At 62.7% G+C, this 26050-nt stretch carries 21 protein-coding genes and 1 pseudogene; 6 read left to right on the top strand and 16 right to left on the bottom strand.

What is annotated here, in order from left to right; translation table 11 throughout:
- Positions 1–2 precede the first annotated feature (2 nt).
- From V1283_RS08050 to V1283_RS08015, 8 genes and pseudogenes are all read right to left on the bottom strand, one after another.
- Positions 3–960 (bottom strand): annotated as a pseudogene (locus V1283_RS08050) (dihydrodipicolinate synthase family protein).
- Positions 961–1059: 99 nt separating this feature from the next.
- Positions 1060–1941: an SDR family oxidoreductase gene (locus V1283_RS08045; protein ID WP_334385895.1), complete on the bottom strand. Its 882-nt coding sequence runs from the start codon at positions 1939–1941 to the stop codon at positions 1060–1062.
- A gap of 112 nt (positions 1942–2053) precedes the next feature.
- Positions 2054–2914, bottom strand: a complete 861-nt coding sequence (locus tag V1283_RS08040) for a MaoC/PaaZ C-terminal domain-containing protein (RefSeq protein ID WP_334385893.1) — start codon at positions 2912–2914, stop codon at positions 2054–2056.
- Between the two features lie 136 nt (positions 2915–3050).
- Positions 3051–3440, bottom strand: a complete 390-nt coding sequence (locus V1283_RS08035) for a Zn-ribbon domain-containing OB-fold protein (protein WP_334385891.1) — start codon at positions 3438–3440, stop codon at positions 3051–3053.
- The gene (locus tag V1283_RS08030; protein WP_334385890.1) at positions 3440–4588 is read right to left on the bottom strand and encodes a thiolase domain-containing protein; all 1149 of its coding nucleotides are present in this window, start codon (positions 4586–4588) and stop codon (positions 3440–3442) included. Before V1283_RS08030 ends, V1283_RS08035 begins: the two co-directional genes overlap by 1 nt.
- A 1048-nt stretch (positions 4589–5636) precedes the next feature.
- A complete protein-coding gene (locus tag V1283_RS08025; protein WP_334385889.1) occupies positions 5637–5981 on the bottom strand; it encodes an EamA family transporter in 345 nt (114 codons plus the stop codon).
- Complete coding sequence (locus tag V1283_RS08020; protein ID WP_334385888.1) at positions 5978–6382, bottom strand: DMT family transporter; 405 nt, start codon at positions 6380–6382, stop codon at positions 5978–5980. The genes V1283_RS08025 and V1283_RS08020 overlap by 4 nt, the downstream gene beginning before the upstream one ends.
- On the bottom strand, positions 6369–7574 hold the full coding sequence (locus tag V1283_RS08015; RefSeq protein WP_334385886.1) for a GNAT family N-acetyltransferase: 1206 nt from the start codon (positions 7572–7574) through the stop codon (positions 6369–6371). The genes V1283_RS08020 and V1283_RS08015 overlap by 14 nt, the downstream gene beginning before the upstream one ends.
- A gap of 231 nt (positions 7575–7805) precedes the next feature.
- Between V1283_RS08015 and V1283_RS08010 the strand changes: the two genes are divergently transcribed.
- On the top strand, positions 7806–8207 hold the full coding sequence (locus V1283_RS08010; protein ID WP_334385884.1) for a hypothetical protein: 402 nt from the start codon (positions 7806–7808) through the stop codon (positions 8205–8207).
- Positions 8208–8327: 120 nt separating this feature from the next.
- Positions 8328–9002, top strand: coding sequence for a glycerol-3-phosphate 1-O-acyltransferase PlsY (gene plsY, locus V1283_RS08005; protein WP_334385883.1), 675 nt, complete (start codon positions 8328–8330; stop codon positions 9000–9002).
- 189 nt (positions 9003–9191) lie between these two features.
- Here the strand turns inward: plsY and V1283_RS08000 are convergent, their stop codons facing one another.
- The 3 genes from V1283_RS08000 to V1283_RS07990 all read right to left on the bottom strand — a co-directional run bounded on the left by V1283_RS08000 (position 9192) and on the right by V1283_RS07990 (position 15461).
- A complete protein-coding gene (locus V1283_RS08000; protein ID WP_334385882.1) occupies positions 9192–9836 on the bottom strand; it encodes a hypothetical protein in 645 nt (214 codons plus the stop codon).
- On the bottom strand, positions 9820–11421 hold the full coding sequence (locus V1283_RS07995; protein ID WP_334385881.1) for a hypothetical protein: 1602 nt from the start codon (positions 11419–11421) through the stop codon (positions 9820–9822). The genes V1283_RS08000 and V1283_RS07995 overlap by 17 nt, the downstream gene beginning before the upstream one ends.
- A 533-nt stretch (positions 11422–11954) precedes the next feature.
- The gene (locus tag V1283_RS07990) at positions 11955–15461 is read right to left on the bottom strand and encodes an indolepyruvate ferredoxin oxidoreductase family protein (RefSeq protein ID WP_334385880.1); all 3507 of its coding nucleotides are present in this window, start codon (positions 15459–15461) and stop codon (positions 11955–11957) included.
- Between the two features lie 276 nt (positions 15462–15737).
- Between V1283_RS07990 and V1283_RS07985 the strand changes: the two genes are divergently transcribed.
- Positions 15738–16961 (top strand): cytochrome c, encoded by a 1224-nt coding sequence (locus V1283_RS07985; protein ID WP_334392989.1) that lies wholly within the window; start codon positions 15738–15740, stop codon positions 16959–16961.
- A gap of 4 nt (positions 16962–16965) precedes the next feature.
- Here V1283_RS07985 and V1283_RS07980 read toward each other — a convergent pair whose 3' ends face one another.
- A complete protein-coding gene (locus tag V1283_RS07980) occupies positions 16966–17607 on the bottom strand; it encodes a trimeric intracellular cation channel family protein (protein ID WP_334385879.1) in 642 nt (213 codons plus the stop codon).
- 133 nt (positions 17608–17740) lie between these two features.
- Between V1283_RS07980 and V1283_RS07975 the strand changes: the two genes are divergently transcribed.
- Positions 17741–18178, top strand: a complete 438-nt coding sequence (locus V1283_RS07975; RefSeq protein ID WP_334385878.1) for a hypothetical protein — start codon at positions 17741–17743, stop codon at positions 18176–18178.
- A 132-nt stretch (positions 18179–18310) separates the two neighbouring features.
- Here V1283_RS07975 and V1283_RS07970 read toward each other — a convergent pair whose 3' ends face one another.
- Together V1283_RS07970 and V1283_RS07965 are read right to left on the bottom strand one after the other, a co-directional pair.
- The gene (locus V1283_RS07970) at positions 18311–19687 is read right to left on the bottom strand and encodes a SagB/ThcOx family dehydrogenase (protein WP_334392988.1); all 1377 of its coding nucleotides are present in this window, start codon (positions 19685–19687) and stop codon (positions 18311–18313) included.
- A 92-nt stretch (positions 19688–19779) separates the two neighbouring features.
- On the bottom strand, positions 19780–22026 hold the full coding sequence (locus V1283_RS07965) for a TOMM precursor leader peptide-binding protein (protein ID WP_334385877.1): 2247 nt from the start codon (positions 22024–22026) through the stop codon (positions 19780–19782).
- Between the two features lie 927 nt (positions 22027–22953).
- On the opposite strand from V1283_RS07965, the gene V1283_RS07960 reads away from it, so the two are divergent.
- Positions 22954–23823 carry a VOC family protein gene (locus V1283_RS07960; RefSeq protein ID WP_334385876.1) on the top strand — a complete coding sequence of 290 codons (870 nt, stop codon included), beginning with the start codon at positions 22954–22956 and terminating at the stop codon, positions 23821–23823.
- A 36-nt stretch (positions 23824–23859) separates the two neighbouring features.
- Here the strand turns inward: V1283_RS07960 and V1283_RS07955 are convergent, their stop codons facing one another.
- Together V1283_RS07955 and V1283_RS07950 are read right to left on the bottom strand one after the other, a co-directional pair.
- Positions 23860–24672, bottom strand: a complete 813-nt coding sequence (locus tag V1283_RS07955) for an isocitrate lyase/PEP mutase family protein (RefSeq protein ID WP_334385874.1) — start codon at positions 24670–24672, stop codon at positions 23860–23862.
- Positions 24673–24740: 68 nt separating this feature from the next.
- Positions 24741–25049 carry an NIPSNAP family protein gene (locus V1283_RS07950; RefSeq protein ID WP_334385872.1) on the bottom strand — a complete coding sequence of 103 codons (309 nt, stop codon included), beginning with the start codon at positions 25047–25049 and terminating at the stop codon, positions 24741–24743.
- A gap of 167 nt (positions 25050–25216) precedes the next feature.
- On the opposite strand from V1283_RS07950, the gene V1283_RS07945 reads away from it, so the two are divergent.
- Positions 25217–25915 (top strand): ArsR/SmtB family transcription factor, encoded by a 699-nt coding sequence (locus V1283_RS07945; RefSeq protein ID WP_334385871.1) that lies wholly within the window; start codon positions 25217–25219, stop codon positions 25913–25915.
- The last annotated feature ends 135 nt before the right edge of the window (positions 25916–26050 follow it).

The following is a 26050-nucleotide window of genomic DNA, read 5'->3' as shown; positions in this document are numbered from 1 at the left end:
GACTAGCCTGCCGCGCTGGATTGCGGTTGCAGATTGGCGCGGCGGTCGACGCGCGCCACCCGCGACAAGAGATAATCGACCTCGGCCTTTGCGGTCGCCGTAATCGTCGCGCCGGGCTTGCGCTGCGCGCTGGACGAGATGATGCCGCGCTTCTGCAGCACGTATTTGCGCACCGACAGGCCCGCGCCGCGGCTGCTGCTCGTAACGGATCAGTGGCAGATGGGCGTCGAACAGATCATGCGCGGCATCGCGCTTGCCGGCCTTTTGCAGCTTGACGACATCGATCAGCAATTCCGGGAAGGCGTAGCCGGTCATGGCACCGTCGGCGCCGCGCTCCATCTCGAAATCGAGGAACAAGCCGCCGTTGCCAACGAGAATCGACATCGGCTTCAGCGAGCCGTCTTTCTGATAGCCACGCAGCGTCGAAATCTTCTCCAGGCCCGGCCAATCCTCATGCTTGAGCATGACGCAGGACGGCGAGTCCATCACGATCTTGCGGATCACGGCAGGCGTGAAGACGACGTTGAGCGTCAGCGGATAGTCCTGCAGCACCCAGGGAATCTCGTCGCCGATCGCTTCCTGCGCCTGCTTGAAATAGCCCGTGATCTGGTCATCGGTGCGTAAATGCGGCGGCGGCGCGATCATGACGCCGGCGGCGCCGGCATCCATCGAGGCCTTGGCCAGCGAGCGCATCGAGGCAAATCCCGGCGCCGAGACGCCGACGATGATCTGCATGTTCTTGGCGCGCTTGACGAAGCGTACCGCCACCTGCTCGGCCTCGGCTGCGTCGAGTTTTGGCGCCTCGCCCAGAATGCCGAGCACGGTGACGCCATCGCAGCCGACTTCGGCGTAGAAATCGGTCAGCCGGTCGATCGATTTCTCGTCGATACGGCCGTCATCGTGGAACGGCGTCGGCGCGATCGCAAAAGTGCCTGCGGCCTGGGCGGTAAGCTTGGTCATTGGTGCGTCTGTCCTGTTTTCCGTCATTCCGGGGCGCGAAGCGAACCCGGAATCTCGAGGTTCCGGGTTCGATGCTATCGCATCGCCCCGGAACGACATTCACTTAAATCGCCGCGCCGACTTCTTGATATCCTCCTCGGAGAAGAAGATTTCCTTGGCGTGGGTCACGATATCCTCGGCCTTCCACCCCGTAAACGGCGGCGTCCAGCCTTCCATTTCCATCATCCGCAGCTCGCGGACCCCACGGGGGCCGGAGACGCCGAGCACCTTGCCGGTCTGGTCGCCCGACAAGTCGCTGACCATGTATAGCACGGCCGGCGCGATGCCGTCCGGGCCCAGCGCCGCGCCGGGGTTCTCCTTATAGCGCGGCAGGTCGGCGGTCATGCGGGTCAGCGCGCCCGGGGCCAGCGTCCAGATCCGGATGTTGTATTTGCGGCCCTCGATCGCCAGCACGTTCGACAGTCCCCAGATACCGCCCTTGGCGGCGCCATAATTGGTCTGGCCGAAATTGCCGATCAGGCCCGAGGTCGAGGAGGTGTTGACGATGACGCCGCCGCCGTTCTCGCGCATCCATTTGAACACCGGCTGGGTGCAGCAGAAGGTGCCTTTGAGGTGCACCCTGATCACCCTGTCCCAGTTGGCTTCCTTGGCCTTGGCAAAAGTCTCGTCGAGCAGGATGCCGGCGTTGTTCACCAGAATATCGGCGCGGCCGAAATTCTTGATGGCGTCGTCGAATACCGACTGCCCGCCGGCGATGGTCGAAATGTCGGAACCGTTGGCGACGGCACGGCCGCCCTCTTCCTTGATCGCGTTGACCACTTTCTGCGCCATCGACACGTCGGCGCCGGAACCGTCGCGGGGACCGCCGAGATCATTGACCACGACCGCCGCGCCCTCGCGCGCGAACAGCTTTGCGTAGGCCTCACCGAGCCCGCCGCCTGCGCCGGTGATGATGGCAACCTTGCCGTCGAGTAATCCCATTTGTTCTCTCCCGCCTTCTTTGTTTTGCACCGTCATTCCGGGGCGCGAAGCGAACCCGGAACCTCGAGATTCCGGGTCTGGTCCTTCGGACCATCCCGGAATGACGGAAATTTCAACCCAGCACCGTTTTCCCGCTCTTGATCACGGTGACGCCACGCGACTTCACCTTGGCTTCGAACGAGACGACGTTGCCGTCCTTCCACAATTCCATCGTCACGGTCTCGCCGGGGAAGACCGGCGAGGAAAAGCGCGCGACGTGCTGTTTGAAGGCGGACGGATCGTAGTCGGCATAGGTCTGCAGCACGCCGCGGCAGGTGATGCCGTAGGTGCACATGCCGTGCAGGATCGGCTTCGGGAAACCGGCCTTCCTGGCAAACTCCGGATCGGAGTGCAGCGGGTTGCGGTCGCCGCAGAGGCGATAGACCAGCGCCTGGTCCGGACGCGTCGTGATGTCGACGATCTTGTCGGGCGCCCTGCTCGGCACCTTGTGCGGTTCGGGCTGGCCTTCGGATGGGCCGCCAAAGCCGCCGTCACCGCGCGCAAAACGCGAAGCCACCAGCGTGGCGAGCTTCTCGCCGCTCTCGTCCTTCAGCACGGTCTGGTGCCGGATCACGGCGCCCTTGTCCTTGCCCTTGTCGAAGACGTCGAGCACCGTCGAGTCGGCCGTGATCCTGGCCGCGCCCGGCAGCGGCTTGTGGAAGGTGATGTCACGCTCGCCGTCGACCACCATTACGCGGTTGAGATTCATCTCGCCGGGCCCTGAGCCCCACGCTGCCACCGAAGCGAAGGTCGGCACGACCTTGAGGGGACGCGGGGTGAAGGTGCCTTCGTTGACGTAGGCGAGTTCGTTCTCGTCCATCGGATCGCCGCCCATGCCGATCCCGTAGGCGTAGAGCATCACCTCGCGGTCGGTATAGGCGTATTTCTGGCCGAGATTTTTCAGAGCCATGAGCTGTTCGTAATTGATTGGCATGCGGTCATCTTCTCCCGATTTTGTTCTCACCGTCATGCCCGCGCAGGCGGGCATCCAGTAATCGCCGGTGTTTACTGGATCCCCGCTTTCGCGGGGATGACGACCCAATGTTTGGCGCGCAGCGCGCGCAACTTCGCTAGGCCGCCGTGAAGAATGGCAGTGGGGCGCCGTCGGTGGGCTTGAACACCACCTTCACCTTCTGGCCGATCTTCAGGCTCGTTAGATCGCAATCGACGATGTTGGTCTGCAGCGACGGGCCTTCCTTCAGCGTGACATAGGCGATGGCGTACGGACCGGTCGCCGATTTGCGCATCAGGCTGTAGGTGTAGATCGTGGCTTCACCCGAGCTCTCTTCCCACACGGTCTTGTCGGAGAAGCAGAACGGGCAGATCGAGCGCGGAAAGTAATGCGGCTCGCCGCAGGCGGTGCAGCGCTTGATCATGAACTTGCCGGCCTTGGCCGCTTCCCAGAACTGCGCGGTTTCCGGATTGGTCACCGGTGCCGGATATTTCTTTGCTTCGGCCATTACACGCGCTCCAGAATGCAGGTTGAGGCGGCGTGACGCACGCCGAGAAGTCCGCCGGTGCCGTGGGCGACTGCGAGATCGCAATTCGGCACCTGCACCTTCGGATGGGCTTCTCCGCGCAACTGGCGGACAGCCTCGAGGATCTTGGTCATGCCGCCGCGGTTGACCGGGTGGTTGCTGCAGAGGCCGCCGCCATCGGTGTTGAACGGCAGCTTGCCGACGCCCGAAATCAAATTGCCGTCGGAGACGAACTTGCCGCCCTCGCCTTTCTTGCAGAAGCCGAGGTCCTCGAGTTGCATCAGCACCGTGATGGTGAAGCTGTCATAGATCGAGGCGTACTTGATATCCTTTGGCGTGACGCCGGCCTCCTCGAAGGCGCGCGGGCCGGACCAGATGCCGGCGGAATAAGTGAGGTCGAGATCCTTGCCGCCGCGCGGGCCCTTCATCGCCTCGCCATGGCCGATCAGCCGCACCAGCGGCTTCTTCAGGCTCTTCGCGATCTCCGGCGTGGTCACGATCATCGCGCCGCCGCCATCGGTGACGACGCAGCAATCCATCCGGTGCAGCGGGTCCGAGATCATCGGCGAGTTCAGAACATCCTCGACGGTGACGACCTCCTTGAGCATTGCATGCGGGTTGTACTGGGCGTGATGGGAGGCCGCGACCTTGATCCAGGCGAGCTGTTCGCTCGTGGTGCCGTAGTCGTGCATGTGGCGCATGGCACACATGCCGTAGGCATTGTGGGTGGTCGCCCCATAGGCCGCCTCGAAATCGGCTTCCGCACCGGCGGCGCGCGCCGGCATCGGGCCGGTACGCGGCTTGCCGGCGAGTGTGACCAGCGCGATCGAGCATTTGCCGGCCGCGATCGCCTCCGCGGCGTGGCCGAGATGGATCAAATAGGAACAGCCGCCGGTTTCCGTGGAATCGACGTGACGCACCTTCAATCCGAGGTAATCGACCATCGGCCAGAGGCCGCCCGGGGCGTCGCCGGCGCAGAAATAGCCGTCGATGTCGGCCTTGGTGAGCCCGGCATCCTCGATCGCCCCCTTGGCGACCTCGGCGTGCAACTGCGCAGTTGATTTATCGGGTGCGTGCCGGGTGGGATGCTCGTAAATCCCGGCAATGTAGGCTTTGCCCTTGATGGTCAAATCGTTCTCCGTTGGCGTTTCTTTTTCCAGCTTTTTTCTGGCCTGTCGCCGCCCCCTTGGCAAGCGCCGTGATATTCCGCAGGGCGAGACAGTAGCGACTAGACTCAACTCGGGATGATTATCAGCGGAAATCGTATCAGGTCGGAGATGCGGATATGCCGGCGCGTTCCCGCGGCGCGACGCGCCCGAGTTGTACCTTGCCGCTTGCCCCCTCTAGCGTGAGAGGGCGCAGGGAAGACCGGGTGCGCGCTGCACCCGCGGTCTCGTGTGCAATGTGCACGAAGAAGTGCGCACACGAGCATACAGGTCCAGCGGAGAGCATCCGGCCTTCCCTGCGCAATGGTTTGACGGCTTATGCCGCGCTCTCCCCGGAGACGAATTCCTCTTGCCTCCGTCATCGGCGAATTGACGGCTTTGCGAGACCCGGTTGGGCTTCGAAAACCTCCGCCGATTTGACACCAGCCACGGGTGCCAGGACCACACGGTTTTGCCGTACGCGAACTGCGCCGCTCGTCTTGCGCGGATCGATCGCTCACAGCCTCAAGACAAAGCCTGAGGCCGCCCTGCAATGCCTCGCGCGCGCAACGCCATCGCGTCCACCGCAACCCGCACTCCACGTATCGTGACGACGCGTACGCCCCTCTTCGATGAGGCGGGATGGCGCGAAGATGGAGCTGATTTGGGGGAAATGAGAAGCGCTATATTTTTGCAGCGCAATCTGGACGACCCAAATCACGTTGGAATGACTGGTGAAATTCGTTTTTGCGCGCAGCGCTTTTCAGGGGTTTGGGTTAGCGGGCCGGGGCTGTCGCGCACCCGAAACCCTTACGGATTTGCCCGTCGGCCGACCGGCAAGAGCAAGGGCGATGCCTTCAATGGGAAACGAATAACAGCATTGCCGAGATTACCCCGTCATCGGACATGACGCGGACATACCAAGATCGACGCGAATGACGCAGAGCGGACCGGCTGATAATCATCGCGCCCGTGACCTTTGCCAGATGAGTGGACTCAGCGGCTCTCTTGGTCCCGAAGTGCTTTTAGAGCCTTAGGCCCCTGCCACGAGCATCAGCCCCGCGCCGATCAGGCTGACGCCGATCCAGCCGCGCAGCGGCACTTTCTCGCCGAGGAAGAGCCAGGCGCTAGCCATCAGGAAGACCGGTGCGAGACCCTCGAAGGCGTAGAGTTGACTGAGCTCATATTTGCTCAGGAGATCCAGCCACAGGAAGAACCACAGGCTGAAAAGAGCGATGCCGCCGAAGAGCCACAAGCCGGTCTGAACCCGTGATCGCTCTAGTCCGTCTATGCCGGCCATCGCATGCTTGAGCAGGAGGTTTCCGGCCACGACGAGGACCTGGCAGAACAGGCAGAGGAAAAGCGTGAAGGCGGTCATAGGCGTTCATCCGCAACTGCCGACGGCGCCGCCGCAAGGAAAACACCGACGAAGACCAACAAGATTCCAAGCGCGCGGCCCGAGCTGATCTGCTCGTGCAGGAAGAGCCAGGCCGAGATCGGCACCATCAACTGAACGATGCTCTGCACCGCGAAGGCGATACCCACGGGGATCGTCTTGAGAGCTTCGAGCCACGCGACGAAGTTCAGGACGTAGAAAACGATGCCGATCCAGGTGGCCCAATGCGTCATGGGCGAGTCCGGTTGGGCGGTCGCTCCGATCTTCAGGAGAAGCTCTCCGGCCGCGAGCAGGCCGGCGCACGCGCCGAGCTTCAGGTAGGCCTTCGTGCTGGCAGAGAGCTTCAGACTAAAGCCCGGCAGGGCCTGGTCAGAGGTCAGCATAGTTCGAAAACTCCGCAAGGGTTTTGTCGTGGCGCGTCGGATCGAGCCATCGAACGATATACTTCATGACAAAATTCCCGATTGCGGAGCGGTGCCGCACGTAGAGATCGAGCGGCACGAGTTCCTGCTTGAGGTGCAGTTTCGGGTCGTAGCAAAGGCCGGTGCTCGCATAGGCCTTCAGGCCGTTGCGGAGCGCCCAGTTCACGATGTCACGAAACGTGTAGTGGTAGAGGCCGGCGCTGACGCTCGATTGATAGTCGATGCCGATGTATTCGTCGCAGATGGTGTCGCCGTCGATCGTGCAAATGCTGAAGGCGACCGGACGACCATTCTGCCGCCACACGAAATAGCGCACCTTGTCGGGCATCGCACGGCCGAGCTGCACGAGAAACTCGGGCGTGAGCTTCTCGAAGTGCATCGAAGATTTTTCATAGATCTGCAGATAGAGCGGATAGAGCTCATCGACCTCCGCTTCGATGTTGGTCGAGACGGTCAGCTCGATCGGATCGGCCGCGTCGATCGCCTTGAACTTGCGGCGCAGGTTCTTCCTGGTGGCAGAACCGAGCTTCTTCGACAGGTATTCGTCGAATGAAGCGAAGTCGAAATTCAGCCGCGTCATCGGCATGCTCGGAACGCGGACAAAACCGTCTGCCTGCAGGCGATCGAGCACCGCGCGATGGGAGGCACGAAATTCCTTGAAGACGATCAGGCCCGCGCCGAGCTTGTATGCCTCTTCGACCAGCGCGTCTTTCAGCACCGGGATGCACTGCATCTGCCACGTCACGTCGCCGTCGAGCACGCCTTCGCCTGCAACGCATCCCACCATCAGCACCCGCGCGCGCAGGAAGGTAGGCCACGCGCGGCGAACGGTGTCGATCCAGGATTTCACGCCGGCGCTCACTCCCTCGGCCATGTCGATTGACGTGACGAAGAACGGCTGCACGGTGCCGGCCTGGCTGAGCTGATCCGTGATCATCAGATAGCGGTGCGTGATCTCGGGATGCATCGTATCTTCGACGATGTCGTAGTAGCGATGATCCTTGCGCTTGCCGGCAAAGGCTTGCTTCCACAGCGGCGACAACCGAATTTCCTTGCCTCTCGCCACGAAGGCGCGCAGCGCAGCCCCGACGGCTGCTGTGGGGGCCTGTACCGATGGGGGCACTGCGATCGTTGCGGTCATTGCGTCCGACATGTTGAGTTCGAGAGAACTACGTTGCGTTCGATGCAGGCAGATTATCGAAGTCGCGCGCGGTCCAATGTGAGGCCCCTCACGCGCACTCGTGCCAGGTTGCCCGGCAATCAAATCGTCGCCTGTTCGCCGCGCGCGACCGCCAGTTCGCCGTCGCTTGAGGGAGAATGCCGCCGCCCGGCTTGCGCAGGATCCGGATATCGGTCGGCCAAGGCGCTGTCGGGGCACGCATGCATGCGAGTCGGCCCGCTGGTCGTCGGCATGGAAGCGGCTGCGCTCAGGGCCCTCTTGGGAGAACCCTCTCGCCAGATCCAGGGACCGAAGGACACGACGGTGTGGGCCTGTTTCTTCGGCAAGACCAATGACGATCCCTATCTGGTCGCTTCGATCTGGCAGGACAGGCTGGTAGCCATCCAGGTGACGGGCCGATTACCGGCGGACAAATATGTCTTCAACGGCATTACGCTCGGAGCGACGGCCGAGAGCGTCACCAGGCAACTCGGCAAGCCGATGCTCGTCGGGCCCAGCTCGCAGGCGAACACCGATGTGTGGTCATATCAGCCCTGGACCTTTTCATTGGAAATGAGCGGCGATCGCGTGACGTCGATCCGGGTTGCCGACCCGCAATTTAACTAGAATGCGGACCCAAAGCGGCCACCAACCAGCCCACAACCCTCGCTGAATCCGTCTACAATGACCAATCACGGTCAAAGAGGTAGACGACCTGCCTGAAATCAGAGCGTCGAGGTGAATCCCATGGTTTTCTGGATAGCGAGCGTGATCGGACTGGCGATCGCCTATCTCTTCGGTTCTACGCCCACGGGCTATCTGGCGGGGAAACTGCTCAAGGGCATTGATATCCGAGAGCATGGCTCCAAATCCATTGGGGCAACGAACGTCTTGCGAACCCTGGGAAAATGGCCTGCGTTGGTGGTGCTCCTGGTAGATGTGCTGAAAGGTGCGGCGGCGATCGTCTTTGCCCGCTGGTTTTATCCCTGGCTCTATACATTGCCGTCCGTCACGCCACCGACAGCACTTGATCCGCAAACCTGGCTGCCATGGGCTGTCTGCCTGGCCGGACTTGCCGCGTTGATGGGGCATGGCCGTTCGATCTGGTTGAATTTTACAGGTGGCAAATCCGCTGCGACGGGACTCGGCGTGTTGCTGGCGATGTCCTGGCCGGTGGGCTTGGGTGCTGCTGCGGCTTTTGGCGTCGTGCTGGCTGTTGTTCGGATTGTTTCCCTTGGTTCGATGCTGGCGGCGTTGACTGCGATCGCCCTCGTCTGGGCCTTGGAGCAACCGCTGCCTTATCGGTTATTGGTGATGGCAGGCGGCATTTACGTGATAGCGCGCCATCGTGCCAACATTCAGCGGCTACTGGCTGGGACAGAGCCACGCCTGGGACAAAGCAGCCCGGAATCGAAAACGTAATCGCAAGTTTGGAATCGCAGGGAAGGCAAGGCGACTTGTCCGCCGTAGCTCGAAGAGCGAAGGCGGAAGCGTGCCCACCGTCACGAGCCGAATGTTAGATGGTGGGCGCGGCGCTATGCGCCTTAGCTCACCCTACGCTGCCCCTGCTCCGCCCCGGCTGGCGTGGCGCAGCCGGCGGATGAATCGACCTCAATGACCAGCCAGTGTTTTGTAAGCCGTAATGGCACGCTTGAGGTCGTCGTATTCCTCGCAGGGAATCAAACAGAGATTTTCCAGCTCTGCCAGCAATTGCTGTGCCTTGGCAGGCTCCCCCAGCACCAGATAGGCCTCACCGAGATGCTCACGCGCGCTGCGGTGGCGGGGACTTAGCATCAGTGCTTTCTGATAGTGGCCAATCGCAGGCCCCATCTGACGCAGTCGCCGATAGGCGTAACCGATGTAGTTCCGGATATCGGCATTAGTCGGGTCGCGCAGCGCAGCGAGCTCGAACGCTGCGATTGCCCCATTCCAATTCCCTGCGCCCAGTGCCTTCTTGCCGGCCTTGAAATCGGGGTCGAGCTGCGCCCAGTCGGCGTCCGACACAACGGACGCCATCGTGGTGCAAATCGGCCAGGCCTCGACGATGGCGGTCGACTCAGCCGGCCTTACGGCCGCGCCGAACGGTGCGGTCCCGGTCCGCCAGCCCGGCGAGCTTATGGTGTAGGCGGCCACGCCGCTCACCAGCACGCCGAGCATTGCTGCCAATGCAACCGCCCGGATCATCGTTGCTTTCTCGACCTGATGGCTGCCCGGCGCTTTTGGCCGGGCAGCCAAGAAATTATTTTCGTGCAGCACCTATCGTGTCGTCCTGGCGCGTGTATGCCCGGGCCACAAGGATTTCCTGCCGTTCCGTATCGGCGTTGCTGGCCAGGTTCACCAGCTTGCCAAAGTAATCGGATGCCTTCTGGCGGTCGCCTGCGCCGTCTGCCGCGCGGGCAGCTCCCCAGAACGCTCGGAAGCGGTTGGGCGTCTGCTTGAGTGCGGTCTCGAACTCGTTCAGGGCCGCGGCGGGCTGCCCCGTCTCCAGCAGCATTTCCGCCAGCAACTCGCGGAACGGATAGAGGCGGTTCTCCATCGCGACATGCTTTACACTGCCGTCTTCGCCGTCAGCCGCTGCCCGCATGAATTTCAGCGCCTGATCGGTCGCACCTTCTTTCAGTGCGATCCAGGCCGAAACGGCAAGCATCTGCTCCTCGGTCCGGTCCGCCCAGTAGGATTGGTCGGCGCGCTGCAATGTCGTTCGTAACGCTTTCATCGCCTCAATCTCTTGTTTGGCCCCGGCGACATCGCCAGTGCGCGCCATGCCGAGACCGCGCGTGAAGCGGATCAACGAATCCGCCATGGGATATTGGCTGGCAGTCATCGCCAGATCGGCAGCACCTGCCCAATCCGCCCGTTCCAGGACGTAACGCGCCGGCATCGCGTTCTTGGCAGTGAAATTGGCGAAGTTGATCGGACGATCGCCGCGGTCGGCGGTGGCGAGCGACTTCTTGATCATCGCATCGGCTTTGGCGTCCTGCGCGAGCTGCAGATGTGCATAGACCGTAAAATCCGACGCATGATAGTAGTCCGGCTGGATCTCAAGCGCCGACGCGTTCGAGGCGATGGATTCCTCCCAAAGCCCTACCATCGAGTAGATGTGCGACGGCATGTGCCGCGCGTGCGGGACGGCCGGCGCAATGCCGGCATAGCGCCGCGCCGACGCGATGCCCTTCTCGGCAAGCGGCGCGAAGTCGTAGGCGTGAATGAGATAGTGCGTCACGCCTGGATGCTGCGGATTCTGCTCGAAGAGTTTCTCCAACAGCGCCGCGGACTTGATCTGATTGGCGTAGGTGAGATCGCTCTTCGGTGCCGAGGCTTGCAGCGTCAGCGCGTAATAGACCTGCGCCTCGTAGTCATCAGGATAGGTTTGCGCCACCCTCTCCATAGCGGCACCATAGGCTGCCATTCGGGCATCCACGGGGACCTTGTCATGGTCGCGGAAGTAGACGCCAAGGGCCTCGATCCAGTCGCGCTCGCGCTGCGTCTTTGGCCCGGCAGCCAGTGCTTTTTCGATTGCTTCCCAACCCGCCTGCGCCTCGGCTCGCGTCGGTGTAATTGCAAGGGTGTTGCCGAGGCGATCCATCGCCACGCCCCAATGCGCCATGGCGCAGTTAGGATCCTGCTGCAGGATCTCTTCGAACTTCCGGCGGGCGATCAAGAACCAGTACGAATGGAGCATGGCGACGCCGCGGTCAAACTCGACCTGCACCTTGGGGTCGCAGGAGGTAGGGAAAGTTGCCTTCCCGAGCTTTTCGTCCTGCTGGCCGATTGCGCCGCTTGTGAGCGCCGCAGTAATCAGGCCGGCAGCAAATAAGGTTCGTCCCGATTTCGCGTTCATCGTGAGTCTCCTCTAAGCCTTGGGAGTGATCGTCCGTAAGCTTGCTCCAGTGATCAGATGCCTCGCCGTCCTTCCTCATTCGTCGATTTCGGTTTGTTGCCTCTGTGCCTGCAAAGCGTATGGCCACGGATCATGCACACCGGCCCAATGCGCGAAAAATCGCGCCTGCAACCAGTCTCCAATGAATGCGAAATGCTTGCGCTGAGGCACCGACGTCGCCCTCCCTTCACAGGATTTCGGCACGTCTCGTGGAATTCGCTAGCTGAAGTCTAGCCCTCTTTCCATGCTCCCGGAAGAGCCGGCGCCGCGCCCAGATTGCGCAATATCTGGATGTGAATTGAGTCCGGATGTGCACAGAGGCGGGCATTCGACCGCCCTCGAATGTATGGTTCCGTCGCACGGCGCGCAGGGAAGGCAAAGCGACTTGTCCGCCGTAGCTCGAAGAGCGAAGGCGGAAACGTGCCCACCGCCGCGAGCCGAATGTTAGATGGTGGGCGCGGCGCAATCGCGCCTTTGCCCACCCTACGGCAGCCCTACTCCGCCGCAATCTGCCGAGGGGCTGGCGGTGGATTGACGAGGTCGGCTGCCAGCTGCGTGTAGCGAGCTTTCGCGTCCTGCACCGCCTTCTCCTTCACCGGGCCGTAGCCGCGGATGCGGTCGGGCAGCGAGAGAATTTCCACCGCGGTGTCGTGGGTGACCGGCGACAAGAGGCCGAGCACGGTGACGACGTCCTTCTCGTAACCCGCGATGAGGTCGCGCTCGAGCTTGCGGTCGGGGCTGTGGCCGAAGATGTCGAATGGCGTGCCGCGCAGGAAGCGCAGTCTTGCCAGCGTCCGGAACACCGGCATCATCCACGCGCCGAAGGCGCGCTTCTTCGGCCGGCCGAGTGCATCCTTAGCCCCGCCGAGGATCGGCGGCGCCAGGTTGAAGTTGAACTTGAAGTCGCCTTCGAACTGGTCGCGGAGCTGCTTTTCGAACTTTCCGTCGGTGAACAGCCGTGCGACTTCGTACTCATCCTTGTAGGCAAGCAGTTTTGCGTAGTTGACCGCGACCGCCCGCGGCAGCGCGTCGCCATAGCCGCCATCGGTGGCCGCATCGCCCACGCGCTTCACGAGAGCCCGATAGCGCTCGGCGAGCGCGGCATTTTGATAGTCGGCGAGGTGCGCGCTGCGATGGTCGATGATTTCATCGAGCGACATCGCATCCAGCGTCTTCGGCGCAACAACCTCGTCCTGGCCTTTCATCATGGCCTCGAGCCGCGCCGGATCGGCGGCGGCGAGACGGCCGAGCTGGAAGGCCTGCGTGTTCATCTTGATCGAGACGCCGTTGACCTCGATCGCCTGCAGAATTGCCTTCGCCGACAGCGGCAGCAGGCCCTTCTGATAGGCGTAGCCCAGCATCATGATGTTGGTGGCGATGGAGTCACCGAGCAGCGCTTCGGCGGGCTTGGTGAAGTCGTAGAAAGAAGAGTCCTTGCGCAGCTCGGTCTCCAGCACGTGGTTGACCTTGCGGCTCTGGAAATTGAAGTCGCGGTTGAGGATGAAGTCGGCGGTCGGAATGACGTGGGTGTTGATGACGCCGACGGTGCGACTGGCTTCGCAGAGCGTAATCGTGTCCTTGGCGGCGGCGACCACCTCGTCGGCGGCCATCACGAGATCGGCGGTGCCGGTGACGATGCGCGAACAGGTGACATCGGCGGTGTGCTCCGAAAGCCGGACGTGGCTGAGCACCGCGCCGCCTTTCTGCGCGAGGCCGGACATGTCGAGGATCATGCTGGCCTTGCCTTCGATATGCGCGGCCATGCCGAGCAGCGCGCCGATCGTCAGCACGCCGGTGCCGCCGACGCCGCCGACCGCGATATTGTAGGGCCGCTCCAGCGAGGGGAATGAGGCCGGCTCGGGCAGATCGCCGATGTCGCCGAGGCCGGAATCGCCAAGGTTTGCCGGGGCACGGCGGCGCGGCTTGCCGCCGTCGATGGTGACGAAGGACGGGCAAAAGCCCTTCAGGCACGAATAGTCCTTGTTGCAGGTCGACTGGTTGATGGTGCGCTTGCGGCCCATCGCGGTTTCCAGGGGCTCAACCGAAATGCAGTTCGACTGCACCGAGCAGTCGCCGCAGCCTTCGCAGACGGCAGGATTGATCATGACGCGACGCGCAGGATCCTCCATCAGGCCGCGCTTGCGGCGGCGGCGCTTTTCGGCGGCGCAGGTCTGCACGAAGACGATCGCCGAAGTGCCCTTCAGCGTGCGGCAGGTTCTCTGCACAGCGTCGAGTTCGTCGCGGTGCGCGACCTTGACGCCGGGAGCGATGTCGGACGCCGGATAGGCATCCGGATTTTCCGAGACGAGATAGATGTTGCGGATGCCTTCCGAATGAAGCTGGAAGGTGATCTGCTGCGGCGACAATTCGCCGTCGACATGCTGGCCGCCGGTCATCGCGGTCGCGTCGTTATAGAGCAGCTTGTAGGTGATGTTGGCGCCGGAGGCGACCGCCTGCCGGATCGCGAGGCTGCCGGAATGGAAATAGGTGCCGTCGCCGAGATTGGCGAACACATGCTCTTCCTTGGTGAAGGGGGCGACGCCGACCCACGGCACGCCCTCGCCTCCCATGTGGGTGTAGGTTTCGGTCGAGCGGTCCATCCACAGCGCCATGAAGTGACAGCCGATGCCGGCGAAGGCGCGGCTGCCTTCCGGCACCTTGGTCGAGGTGTTGTGCGGGCAGCCGGAGCAGAAATACGGCGTACGGGTGACTGGCGCCACCGCCTGCATCTGGGTCGCCTGTCGGCCATTGAACCAGTCGGCCTTGGCGCGAAGCATCGCGGCGATTTCGGGATTGAGATTCAGTCGAAGCAGGCGCTCGGTCAGCGAACTCGCCAGCGAGGCGACGGAAAGCTCGGCGGCGAAAGTGAGAAAACGCTTGTCGTGATCGTCCATCTTGCCGACGATGCGCGGGCGGACGTCGTCGCGCCAGTTGAACAATTCCTGCTTGACCTGATTTTCGACGATCTCGCGGCGTTCCTCGACGATGAAAATTTCCTCAAGGCCGACGGCGAAATTGCGCACGCCTTCCGGCTCCAGCGGCCAGGGCATGCCGATCTTGTAAAGACGAAGCCCGATCTTGGCGGCGACCTCCTCGGTGATCCCGAGTTCGCGCAGCGCCTGACGGATATCCTCGTAGCTCTTGCCTGATGCCATGATGCCGTAACGGGCATTCGGCGAATCCATGGTGACGCGGTTGATCTTGTTGGCGCGCGCGAACGCGATGGCCGCATAGCCCTTGTAGTCCTGCAGGCGCAGGTCCTGCGCATAGCGGTCGTCGGGCCAGCGCAGATTGAGGCCGCCGGGCGGCATCTCGAAATCGGTCGGGATCGCGAACGGCGTCATCTCGTCGGTGAGGTCGATTTCGGCTGTCGTCTCCACCGTCTCGGTGATCACCTTCATGCCGACCCAGCAGCCGGAGTAGCGCGACATCGCGATGCCCAGCAGGCCCATCTCGATCATTTCGTGGATGCTGGAGGGATAGAGATACGGCATCAGCGCGGAGATGAAGGCGTGGTCCGATTGATGCGGGACGGTGGAGGATTTGGCGCCATGGTCGTCGCCGGCCAGACACAGCACGCCGCCGTTTTTCGCGGAGCCCGCCGTGTTGCCGTGCCGGAACACGTCGCCACAGCGGTCGACGCCGGGGCCCTTGCCGTACCAGATGCCGACTGCGCCATCATATTTGGCGCCGGGCGACAGATTGAGCTGCTGCGAGCCCCAGATCGCGGTGGCCGCGAGGTCCTCGTTCACGCCGGGCTGGAACTTGATGTTGTACTGCTCGAGATGTTTTCGGGCGGCAAAAAGCTGCTGGTCATAGCCGCCCAGCGGAGAGCCGCGGTAGCCGGAGATAAAGCCTGCGGTGTTCAGCCCTGCGGCACGGTCACGGCGGATCTGCGCCATCGGCAGGCGGACCAGCGCCTGGATACCGGTCAGGAAGATGTGCCCTGTACCCTGGGTGTATTTCTGATCGAGACTGATCGGACCCTGGTTGATTCCCATTGCACCCTCTTGAGCCTTGATCGGGATGACTGTTTTTAGCTAGTCATCTGAACTTGTTAGAACCAGTCTATGTCGGATTTTCTTGGCCACGCACTACAAATCTCGCTCCCGACGCCGTGCTTTCAAAGATCGCAATTTCGTGCCGGGAATAACGGCGCACCTTTTCGGTTTGTGTCGTCCGGGAGCCTCGGCGCGAAACGGCATGACATCCTCCTCCCTCCGCTTTCGCGCTATAACGCCCCAGGAGGCCAGATGGTGCAGGGACCACGCCGGATCATGCGGACGATTCTCGCTTGCGTATTTTTGTGCACTGCGTTCGCGGTCGGCGAAGGCCATGCCCAGTCCAAGAGCGAACCACTGACCGCAGAGGATATCGCGCGCGGCAAGGCGCTGACCGAAGCCGGCGACTGCGCAAGCTGCCATACCGCCGATCCCGCAAAACCGTTCGCCGGTGGCAAGCGGATCGATACCCCGTTCGGCGGCATCTATTCGCCCAATCTGACGCCGGATCGCGAGACGGGCCTGGGCGCCTGGAGCGATGACGCCTTCTACGACGCCCTGCGGTTTGGCGTGGCGCGCGACGGCTCACGCTATTACCCGGCCTTCCCCTACCCGAACTTCACCAAGCTGACGCGCCAGGACATTCTCGCCATCCGCGCCTATCTGGCGACGCTGACGCCGGTGAGCAATGCGCCGCGCGCGCCCGAACTGCGCTGGCCGTTCAACCATCGCGTCGTGATGCGCGGCTGGAACTGGCTGTTCTTCAAGCCCGGCATTCTGATGCCGGACCAGCAAAAGAGCACGGAGTGGAATCGCGGCCGCTATCTGGTCGAGGGCGTCGCCCATTGCGGCGCCTGCCATACGCCGAAGAACATGTTTGGCGCCGAGAAACGCCGCCGGGCCTACAGCGGCGGACGGGTCGCGGGCATGTTCGCGCCACGGCTGGACGGGGCTGCGCGCAGCGGCCTAAAATCCTGGAGCGTGGAAGACATCACCGAATATCTGCAGAGCGGCCGCAACGGCAAGAGCCATGCCGGCGAATTGATGTCGGAGGTCGTCGTCAATTCGACTTCAAGGATGAGTGATGCGGATGTCAGAGCGATTGCGATTTACCTGAAGGATCTGCCGGCGGGTGCGCGGGAGCCGAAGGTCGCCCGGCCGCCGCCTTCGCAAATGGCTGCGGGCGAAAAGCTCTACAATGGCGCCTGCATCGCCTGCCACGAAAAGGACGGCTCGGGCGCGCCGCGGATCTATCCGCCGCTGCCAGGCAACGCCAACCTGCAATCCGCCGACGCCTTGAGTACGCTGCGCGTCATCCTCGATGGCGCGCAAACCGTCACAACGCCGCGTGCGCCCAACGCGGGATCGATGCCGGCCTATGCCGCGAAAATGACCGACCAGGAGATTGCCGACGTGACGAACTACATCCGCAACGCCTGGGGCAACGCGGCGCCGCTGGTGACAGCGGACGAGGTCGCGAAGGCGCGCAGGACAAAATAGCTGCTCAGCGCGGCTCATCGTTAAAGACGAATTTCGGCATTTCCCATTTGTAGCGGATCGCCAATAGCCGCAGCGTGAGGCCGAGCGCAAATGTCAGCGCGGTCCAGACGTGGTCGCTGAGCTTGAGCCCGAAGCCGGTGGCGTAGAACAGTCCGGTGACGACGGAGACGCTGGCGTAGAGTTCGGCGCGAAACAACAGCGGCACGTCGTTGCAGAGAATGTCGCGCAGCACGCCGCCGGCGCAGCCGGTGATCATGCCAGCGACGATCACGATCGGCAGCGAGGCGTTCATTTGCCAGGCGACATCGCAGCCGGCCATCGTGAAGACGACCAGCCCGATCGCGTCCAGCACCAGAAACGCGGTGTTGAGCCGGTGCACGTGCCGCGCGACTAAAATGGTGGCGAAGGCCGCCACCGCCGTCAGTGCGAGATAGGACGGGTTTTGCACCCAGACCAGCGGATAGTGCCCGAGCAGCACATCACGGATGGTGCCGCCACCTAGCGCGGTGATGCAGCCGAGCATGCACACGCCGGCCCAGTCCATGCTGCGGCGGCCCGCCGCGAGTGCGGCCGTCATCGCCTGCGCGGTCAGCGCCACATAGGACAACAGATGCAGGACGGTATCGCCGGGCGGCAAGCTCCACATGGCAAACCTCACATTGGGAACCGGGAATCATCAGTTCCAACATTACGGGGTTGCAACATTGGCGGGGAACATCCGTGCACGCCAGCCATTGTCTCCCCGCTTAGCTTTGGGGTGCTAACGGAGGAACCTATTCATGGCATACCAACCGAATCCGAACGATCCCTACCGCGCCGGCCTGAGCGATGAAGAAATCCGCCATCAGGCCCGCCTCAACAGTCTCGACAATGAGTTGCAAGCCGATCCGGAACTGGCCGAAGGTCCCGCCAGCGGCACCAAGGTCGCCATGTTCGCCGTCGCTATCGCGGTGGTGCTCGGCGCCCTGTTCTATGGCCTCAACAATACGACCGTGAACCAGGCCGGTACCACGCCGGAGAGCCAGACCGCACAGACGCAGCCGGCCAAGCCCGCGGCGCCTTCGGGCATGCGTGACGTAACGCCCCGCAGCAACAACCAGCCGGGCACGACCACGGGTGCGGCGACCAACCGCCCGACACCGCCGGCACCGCCCAGCACGGACATGAACAAGCCGACCACGCCGCCTGCGGACGACGCGCCGGCTAGCAAGCAGTAACAATTATCATGCGAAGACGCGCAGCGGGCCAACGGGCCCGCTGTTTTTTTAGCTCTCGGCGTGGGCTCCTTAGTACGCAGCAAAATTCGCATCGAGGCTCCGGCCTGGCCGCCTTTCGAGAAATATCGTGCTCTAGCCCGGGGCCTCCGGCTTCTTCCCGCGTCCGAGCGCGAATTGACCGACCGGGCCCTCTACATGGAATTCGAGCCCCGTCATTTTTGCAAACAGATCGATGTTGCTGGTGCCGATGGCGCAGCCACCAAGGCCCATATCGGTCGCCGCCAGGTAGAACGTCTGGATGATGCTGCCAACATCCTTCAGGATCAGCGAGTATGCGATTGAGCTGTATTTCCAGGAGATCCGCCCAAAACGCGCGGCGATCGTGATCAGGACCTGCGGCGGACCCGGGGCGTCCATGGCAAACTCGGCTGCCGCCGCAAGCGCCTGGAGTTGCTGAGCCGAGACCCCGATCGCTACCAGCGCGTGGCCGCCCGCGTCGTAATGGTAAAGTCCGCGTGCAAGCCCGTCGCAATTCGAGATCGCCAGATACAATTCCAGTTCGTACGCGCTGCCGGCCGACGGATAGGGCCTTGTGCTGTAGGTAGTCTCAGGACTGCCTTCGAAATTCGCGCCGCTATTCCATTCCGACAGGACCCGGGCAGCGCTGTCGAGAAACTGCGCGAGCTCGGCGAGCGTGACCGGATGCTCGTCATCGAAATCCCGGACTGAATGGCGTTCGCGCAACCGCCCTGCAAAGGATGAGACCGGATCCGAGGTAGAGAAGTTGCGCAGGTCAATCTTCTTGCCGGGCCACGGCGGACGCACCGCGGGCAGCGGTGAAACAACGCTTGCGTAGGCGAAGGTGCCGCCTACCGGATTGGTCTGCCGGCCCTCGGTGCTCCGCGTGTGAAACACGAGATCGTGGAAATCCCAGAGAACAAGATTGCCGTCGCCTTCATTCACCCGAAGGCCGTCTCCGCTTTTCGCATTGAGCTTGAGCAGGAACTGGCTATTTAGCAGCAGTTCGAGCAGATCGAGGTGGAAGGCGGCCGCGTCGCGGCGAAGCCTGCTGATCTTGTGAGGCCGCGACAGCGCAGCAAGCATGGCGGCAATGGCGGGGTCGCCAATTCGAAACAGCGCGCCGGCGCGCGGCGATTCCAGCACCATCTCGTTGCCGCGCCGGTGCAGATAGGCAAAGCGCGACAGCACGACAGTGTCACTCTCGCCGAGCTTTGCGCGTTGCGGCCAGTACTCAGGGACCTGGGGCTCGATGACCACAAGGTCCTGCGCGTCACGCGGAAAGGACAGGCGATATTCGAGCAGCCCGTGCCGCGCCAGTCGATGCACCAGGACATCGACTTCCCTCGCGATAGCGCTCTTACCGGCAAAGGACACCAGCGGCAAGCCGTCGGTCAGATTTCGCGCTCGATCCATCGCGGCCGTGCTCAATTGTCCCAGATTGACGGAATAGCCGTTCACGAAGGCGGCGATGCTCCCGTCCGCCTGCATCTGCAGGGAGAAATGACCGTTCAATCGGGCGGCGATGACTGGCGCAATCTTCCTGGTCGGCTTTTTCCGGGGAGCGCGCACGAAAGACCCTTTCAGGTGTGCGGCAGGAACGGAGTGAGTTCGCTCTCCAGCCGCGGGCGATCCAGCAATCCAAGCTTCAGCGGAACATCGTAAAGCCGGCCCGGTGCGAAGCGGCGATAGAAATGCCGCAGGCCTGGAACGAGCACGCGAACGACCGGGACCTCAACGTCGGGCCGCGTCTGGTCGAGCACGAGGAAATCGTACCCTGCCCGGGTGGCGATCTCGACACAGGCATTCACCTGATCGCGCGTGTTGTCGTGGACCTCAAGGCCGGGAGCCGGCGGAACGATCGGATTGTCGCTCGGGATCAGGAACGGATGATCTTCCAGGCGCAGCGGATTGACACCGTCGAGCGATGGCTTCTCGCCGCTGCCGCCGCCCATCATGCCGATTGACATGAATTGCGTTAGCTCGGTGAGCGAACGCAGCAAGGCGATGCGGCGATCGAAATGCGCGCCGGAACCGAACTCGATGTTCTCGTGGCCGTTCTGCATCCAGTGCATCACCGACACGTAGGTGGGAATGCCGAGATCGCTGGTGACGTCCAGCACCCACAGCCGTCGTCCGGCATCCGCAAACTGCGTTTGCAGATCCTGGATGTAGGAATCGCTGAATTGCTTGAGGTCGACCTCGGCGCGCCGCAGCCGGCTGTACCACCAAATGGCGTAGGCATCGCGCTCGACCAGTTCGAGGAAGCCCTGAACGATGGCTTCCTCGCGGGTGTTGCCGGCCGCGCAACCGTTGGAATCGGTATGGAAACCGCCGTAGAAGAAATAGAGCAAGCCGGTCGGGAGATATTTGAAACGCTTGTCGCGCAGCGACCAGACCGGCGACCACTCGGTCCTGGTCGAGGGATCGAGCGGCTCAGGAACGGGGTGTGAATCGTCCGGCGACTCGGTCAATCTGCCTTGAAACTGAGCGTCGCTGAAAAGCTGGACGTCGTTGGGGTGGATGGCATCACCGGGATCGAAATCGGTAAAGCGGCGCGCCGTCCTGATCTCGTCACCCTGGAAAATACCCGAATAACGCTCGATCGACTCCATCAGCGCGCTGGCCTCGCCCTGCTCGGCGGTCGAGCCCTTGCCGAAGCTGCCGCCGCTCAGCCCGGACCTGAGCTGATCGACGCTCTGGGCCGGCGAGGAGAAATTATGATAGGCGAAAAAATTGGTGTTCATCGGCAGATCGACCTCGATCCGCTCGAGCCGCGTCACCACACCGGTCAACGGGCTTATATGCTTGCGGAAGCGCGCTACGGTGGCCCGAGACGTCACGGTGCGATATCCACCGCTGGTCATGATGAGCTTGCTGCCTTCGGCGATCTCGATCGGCGTCGCCGCCCGGCGCGGACTCTGCACCTTCTTGCTGCCGCAGGTGGGACATTGCGGGCGCCGCGCGACAAAGTGCTTGCTAACGACCGCACCCGTCAGATCGAGGCTCGCGATGTGATCGCGCAGATCGGTGCGAAAGCCCGAGGCAATCGCTTTCGCAATTTCGACGGCAGCGAAATGAAATGCGCCTTGTCCGACGCTCTCGTTGACCAGGGGTGACACGGCGACAGCCTGCGCCTGTCCGCGGTCGAGAAACCCCTTGATCTCCCGGTTGCGGATCATGCGATCGAAAAGACAGTTCCAGCAGGCGCTCTCGCCGGGCTTGAACACCGGGCCCACCAGCGGAAACACACCGGACGGCTGCACCAGCAGCCAGGGCGTCTTGTCGGCCACGCGCTCCCCGTTCATATCGCCCAGCCGCCGGTCGAGATAGTCGTTCACCAGCGTGATCGTGAGTTTTGGCGAACGCTTGGCAATCTGGACGCCGAGTTTGCTCAAGGCCGCGGCGAGCTCTTTGGCGCCTTTGACGTCGATCGCTTCGACCCGCACCGGGCAATTGCGGAGATTCTGTTCCGCGACTTCGAGAGGCAGGCCGAGACTAGCCCAATATCCCGCGACGGCGCCATCGAATGCGGGCGACGTTCCCGCAACGACGTATCGCCGCTCCAACAGCCGCTTGATCGCTTCCTCTATCTTGTCGGCTGGAAAGCTCTTCGAAAGCTGGCGAACGATCTCTGGCGCAGCTTTGCCATTTTTTCCGATCGCCGTGGCTACCGCACAATAAAGCTCGCCGTGCAGGAAGAACTTGCGGTCCTCCGAATAGAGGCAGACCACATCGGGAGGAAGCACATAGGCGGTGAAGTTCGGCGCGAATCGCAAAATGTTCTTGCGGGTCTTGCTCGCCACGGGGCTCTTGCGATTGTCTCTCATCGGATCAGCACGCGGATTTTGTTACCTGTCATCTTCAAATTGCCAGAGCACGGCGAACCTCTCGTCCCGCCGGACCTGTGCGCCGACGTCGACTGGAATTGTTCGAATGAGTTGGAACACACTCGCTTGTCACCGGCAAGCCGCCCACGCTGGCAGGCGAACGGTGCAACGCAAACAAGAAACTGGCCGGGTCGATCGCGGGCCCGGCCAATGAAATCGTGGCGTGTCGATACACAATCAGAAGGCGTCGCCGCCTAGCACCAGCGGCACCGGCCCCAGGATGCACAGCAGCCTGTTGCTACCCACGGCACGCCTACACCTATCCAACCAACGCCGCAGCCACCACAGCCGACGCCACATCGGCAGCCTCTGCAGCCCGCGCAGCCGCGACAGCCACCGCATCCACGGGCGGCGCATCCACCACATCCGCGGCAGCCACCGCATCCGCGGGCCAGTTGCACGCCGCTAAGGGTATTTTCTTCGTCTGCGAAGAGACGGAACGTAGCGAGGCTGACGTCGGCAATTTCCTCTTCACCGAGCGTGATCATCACGCCAGGTGCGAAATTCGGCCGCTGAACATCGGCCGTCGGTACGGCCGCTGCATATGCACTTCCTGCTAGCGAAAAAGTTAGTCCTGCGGCTCCCAACACCGGTGCTGCGGCTTTGGTTACTCGCTTCCTTTTCGAAGCTTGCTTCACCCGAGGCATGGTCGCATCCTCCAACATGTTACAAGAAGGATCTCCGTAGGACCGATCCTACGCGGACAGAATAAGGTAGGCAAGATTCATGCGCACACGAAAATGTAATGGCGCACTTTCAGATTGCATTCATCTTCATGAACGTTGTCGCCACATTTTCGTCCAATGGCCGCAACGCCTGCGACTTGGTGCAGTGCGCAATCGCCCCCGGATCTGAACGGAGAATTGCTTGGTCGATCAACCCGCACGCTTCGCCTGGTATGAACTCCTGACCACGGACGTCGAGGCCGCAAGCGCCTTTTATGGCCAGGTCGTCGGCTGGGGTGCGAAGGATGAGTCGACCGAGGATCTGGTCTACACAGTGCTTACTGCGGGCGAGGTTCCGGTAGGCGGGCTGATGGATCTCCCGGAAGAGGGCCGGCGATTGGGGGCAACTCCGAGATGGCTCGGCTACGTCGCCGTCGATGACATCGATGAGACGGCCGCACAGATCAGGCGTCGCGGAGGCGCTGTCATGCTGCCGCCGACGGACAGCAATATCGGCCGGGTTTCAGTGGTCGCCGATCCGCAAAAGGCGAATTTTGCGCTGGTCAGCGGACTAACATATGGCCAACCGCAATCCGGCGGCCTGGACGAGTTGGGGCGCGTGGGCTGGCACGAATTGCTGGCTCAGGACCGGAACAAGATTTTCGATTTCTACGGCGAACTTTTCGGCTGGCAGAAGGACCCCGGCGAAACCGATCCGGCAGACTTTTATCAATTGTTCTCGTCGGCCGGACAGACGCTCGGCGGCATGCTCACCAAGCTTCCGAGCGTGCCGCAGCCGTGCTGGCTCTATTACTTCAATGTCGACGACATCGGCGCGGCGGCCAAGCGCGTCAATAGTGGCGGCGGCCGGATGCTCCAGGGTCCGATCGAACTGTCCGATAATTGCTGGATCGCGCGGTGCGTCGATCCCCAGGGCGCGCTGTTTGCGCTGCAGGGTGCCCAGGGGCCGAAGGGCACCGAGCGCCCCTCCGCCTCGGAGGTCGCTTGGTCTGCCAAGTGGGGCGACATTGCTTCACATGGCAGGATGGTGCTGCCAAAGCCGAAGCGCTGAGCGCGAGTGGCCGCTCTGAATTGATGGGTTCACGCTTTAGCTGAACATCTTGTTGAGTTCGCCGCCGGGATAGCCGTTGGTGAATTCGCTGAATGTCCCCTGCTCGGCCATCTCCTTTGATGCCTTCATGAAACCGGCCCACGCCATCCGCGCCAGCGCGCCGCCGACGCTGATCCGGCGTACGCCGAGATCGCCCGCGATTTTCAGCGACGGGCCGGCTGCGCCGACCAGGAGATTGACGGGTCTTGGCGCGACCGCCTTCACGACCGCCGAAATCTCTTCCGCCGTCGCGATGCCGGGCGCATAGAGGCAATCGGCGCCGGCTTCGGCATAGGCGGTGAGCCGGTCGATCACGAGCGCCAGATCCTTCTGCCCGCGCAGGAACGCCTCGCAGCGGCCGGTGAGCAGCACGCCGCTGTTGTCGGCGTCGATGGCTTTCCGCGCCGCCCGGATGCGATCGATTGCCAACGCACGATCGAACAGCGGCTTTGCGTTGTCTCCGGTAAAATCCTCGATCGAAAGGCCGGCGACGCCGGTCTTCACGGCGCGCGCGACATTGACGCCGACCTTGTCCGGCTCGTGCGCAAAGCCGTCCTCGAAGTCGGCATTGACGGGGATATCGACCGCCGTGCAGATCGCGGCAAGATGCGTGCAGACATCGTCGACGGTGACGCGGTTGTCGGCCTTGGCAATCGTCCAGGCAAAGCCCGCGCTGGTGGAAGCCAGCGCCTTGAAGCCGAGATGCTGCAAGGCCTTCGCGCTGCCGACGTCAAAGGGATTCGGGATGATGAAGCATCCGCTCTCGTGCAATTTTTTGAACGCGGCGCGTTTGTCAGCAGGTGTCAGCATGGATCGCTCCCCTCAATGTTTGTTGGCGCCGCGTAGATAGGAACGCAGCGCCGGTTCTGCCAGACGCCTCACGCCACGACCTTGCGCAGGAACGTCCGCTCCTCGGCGAGGATGAACTTGTTTTCCTCGGCGAAATTGAAATTGGCCATGCCTTCGCTGTCGGCGCGCAGGCGCGCCCGGTAGCTTTCATAGGCGGCGAGGCTCTCGAACGAGATCAGCGCGAACGCGATGTTGTTGGTGCCCTCATGCGGCATCCAGTAGCCAAGCAGGTCGCCGCCGCATTTCGGGATGATCGTGAGCCAGTTTTTCGAATATTGCTCGAACTGGGCGCGCTTGAACGGATCGAGCTGGTAGCGAATGAAAACGGTGATGGTCATGACGGGGCTCCTGTGCTGCTCCTCCGTCATTGCGAGGAGCGAAGCGACGAAGCAATCCATCCCTCCGCTTGTGGCGGCATGGATTGCTTCGCTTCGCTCGCAATGACGGAGCTGAGAGCGGAGAATAGCCGCTTGCCCTACCGCGATGCTTCGGCTATCATCGAACTATGAAAGCAGGCCCCGACATCGCCATGGTCGCCTCTTTGGTCGGCGATCCCGCGCGTTCCAACATGCTGACGGCGCTGATGACCGGCCGCGCGCTGACCGCGAGCGAGCTGGCGCACCAGGCCGGCATCACGCCGCAGACCGCGAGTTCGCATCTGGCGAAACTCGAAGCCGGCGGCCTGATCGAGCCGGAGAAACAGGGCCGCCACCGCTATTACCGTCTCACCGGTCCCGACGTCGCCCATGTGCTCGAAGGCCTTGCGGGCCTGGCCGAGCGCGCCGGGCACACGCGCGTGCGCACGGGGCCGAAGGAGCCGGCGCTGCGGCGGGCGCGGATCTGCTACGACCACCTGGCCGGCGACCTCGGCGTGCAGATGCTCGACAGCCTGCGCAAGCAACGGCTGGTCCGGCAGACAAAACAGGACATCGAACTCACCGGCGAAGGCAAGCGCTTCATGGCCGAGGCGTTGCAGATCGACACGGAGGCGTTGGCGCACCCGCGCCGTCCCGTGTGCAAGGCCTGTCTCGACTGGAGCGAACGCCGCCATCACCTCGCCGGCACGCTCGGCGCCGCCGTGATGAACCGCTTCACCGAACTCAACTGGGCAGCGCGGGATCCTGCGCCGGGCAGCCGCGTCGTCAACTTCACCCGCACCGGCGAAAAACGCTTCGCCGCGCTGTTCGGAAGCGAGCCGGCTTAAGCGCGACTCATGAACCAATCCGGCGGGAACGCAGACCAAACGGTGCCTGCGTTTCCGAGGGCGATTTCAGCGCCGGGCTGAAAGCCGAATAACGCGCCCGACGGACGTGCGAGCCGCCGACACGTCGCCGCGACC

Origin of the sequence: Bradyrhizobium sp. AZCC 2262 (assembly GCF_036924535.1) — a bacterium.
Lineage (GTDB): Bacteria > Pseudomonadota > Alphaproteobacteria > Rhizobiales > Xanthobacteraceae > Bradyrhizobium.
This window is presented reverse-complemented; position numbering and strand designations above follow the sequence as displayed.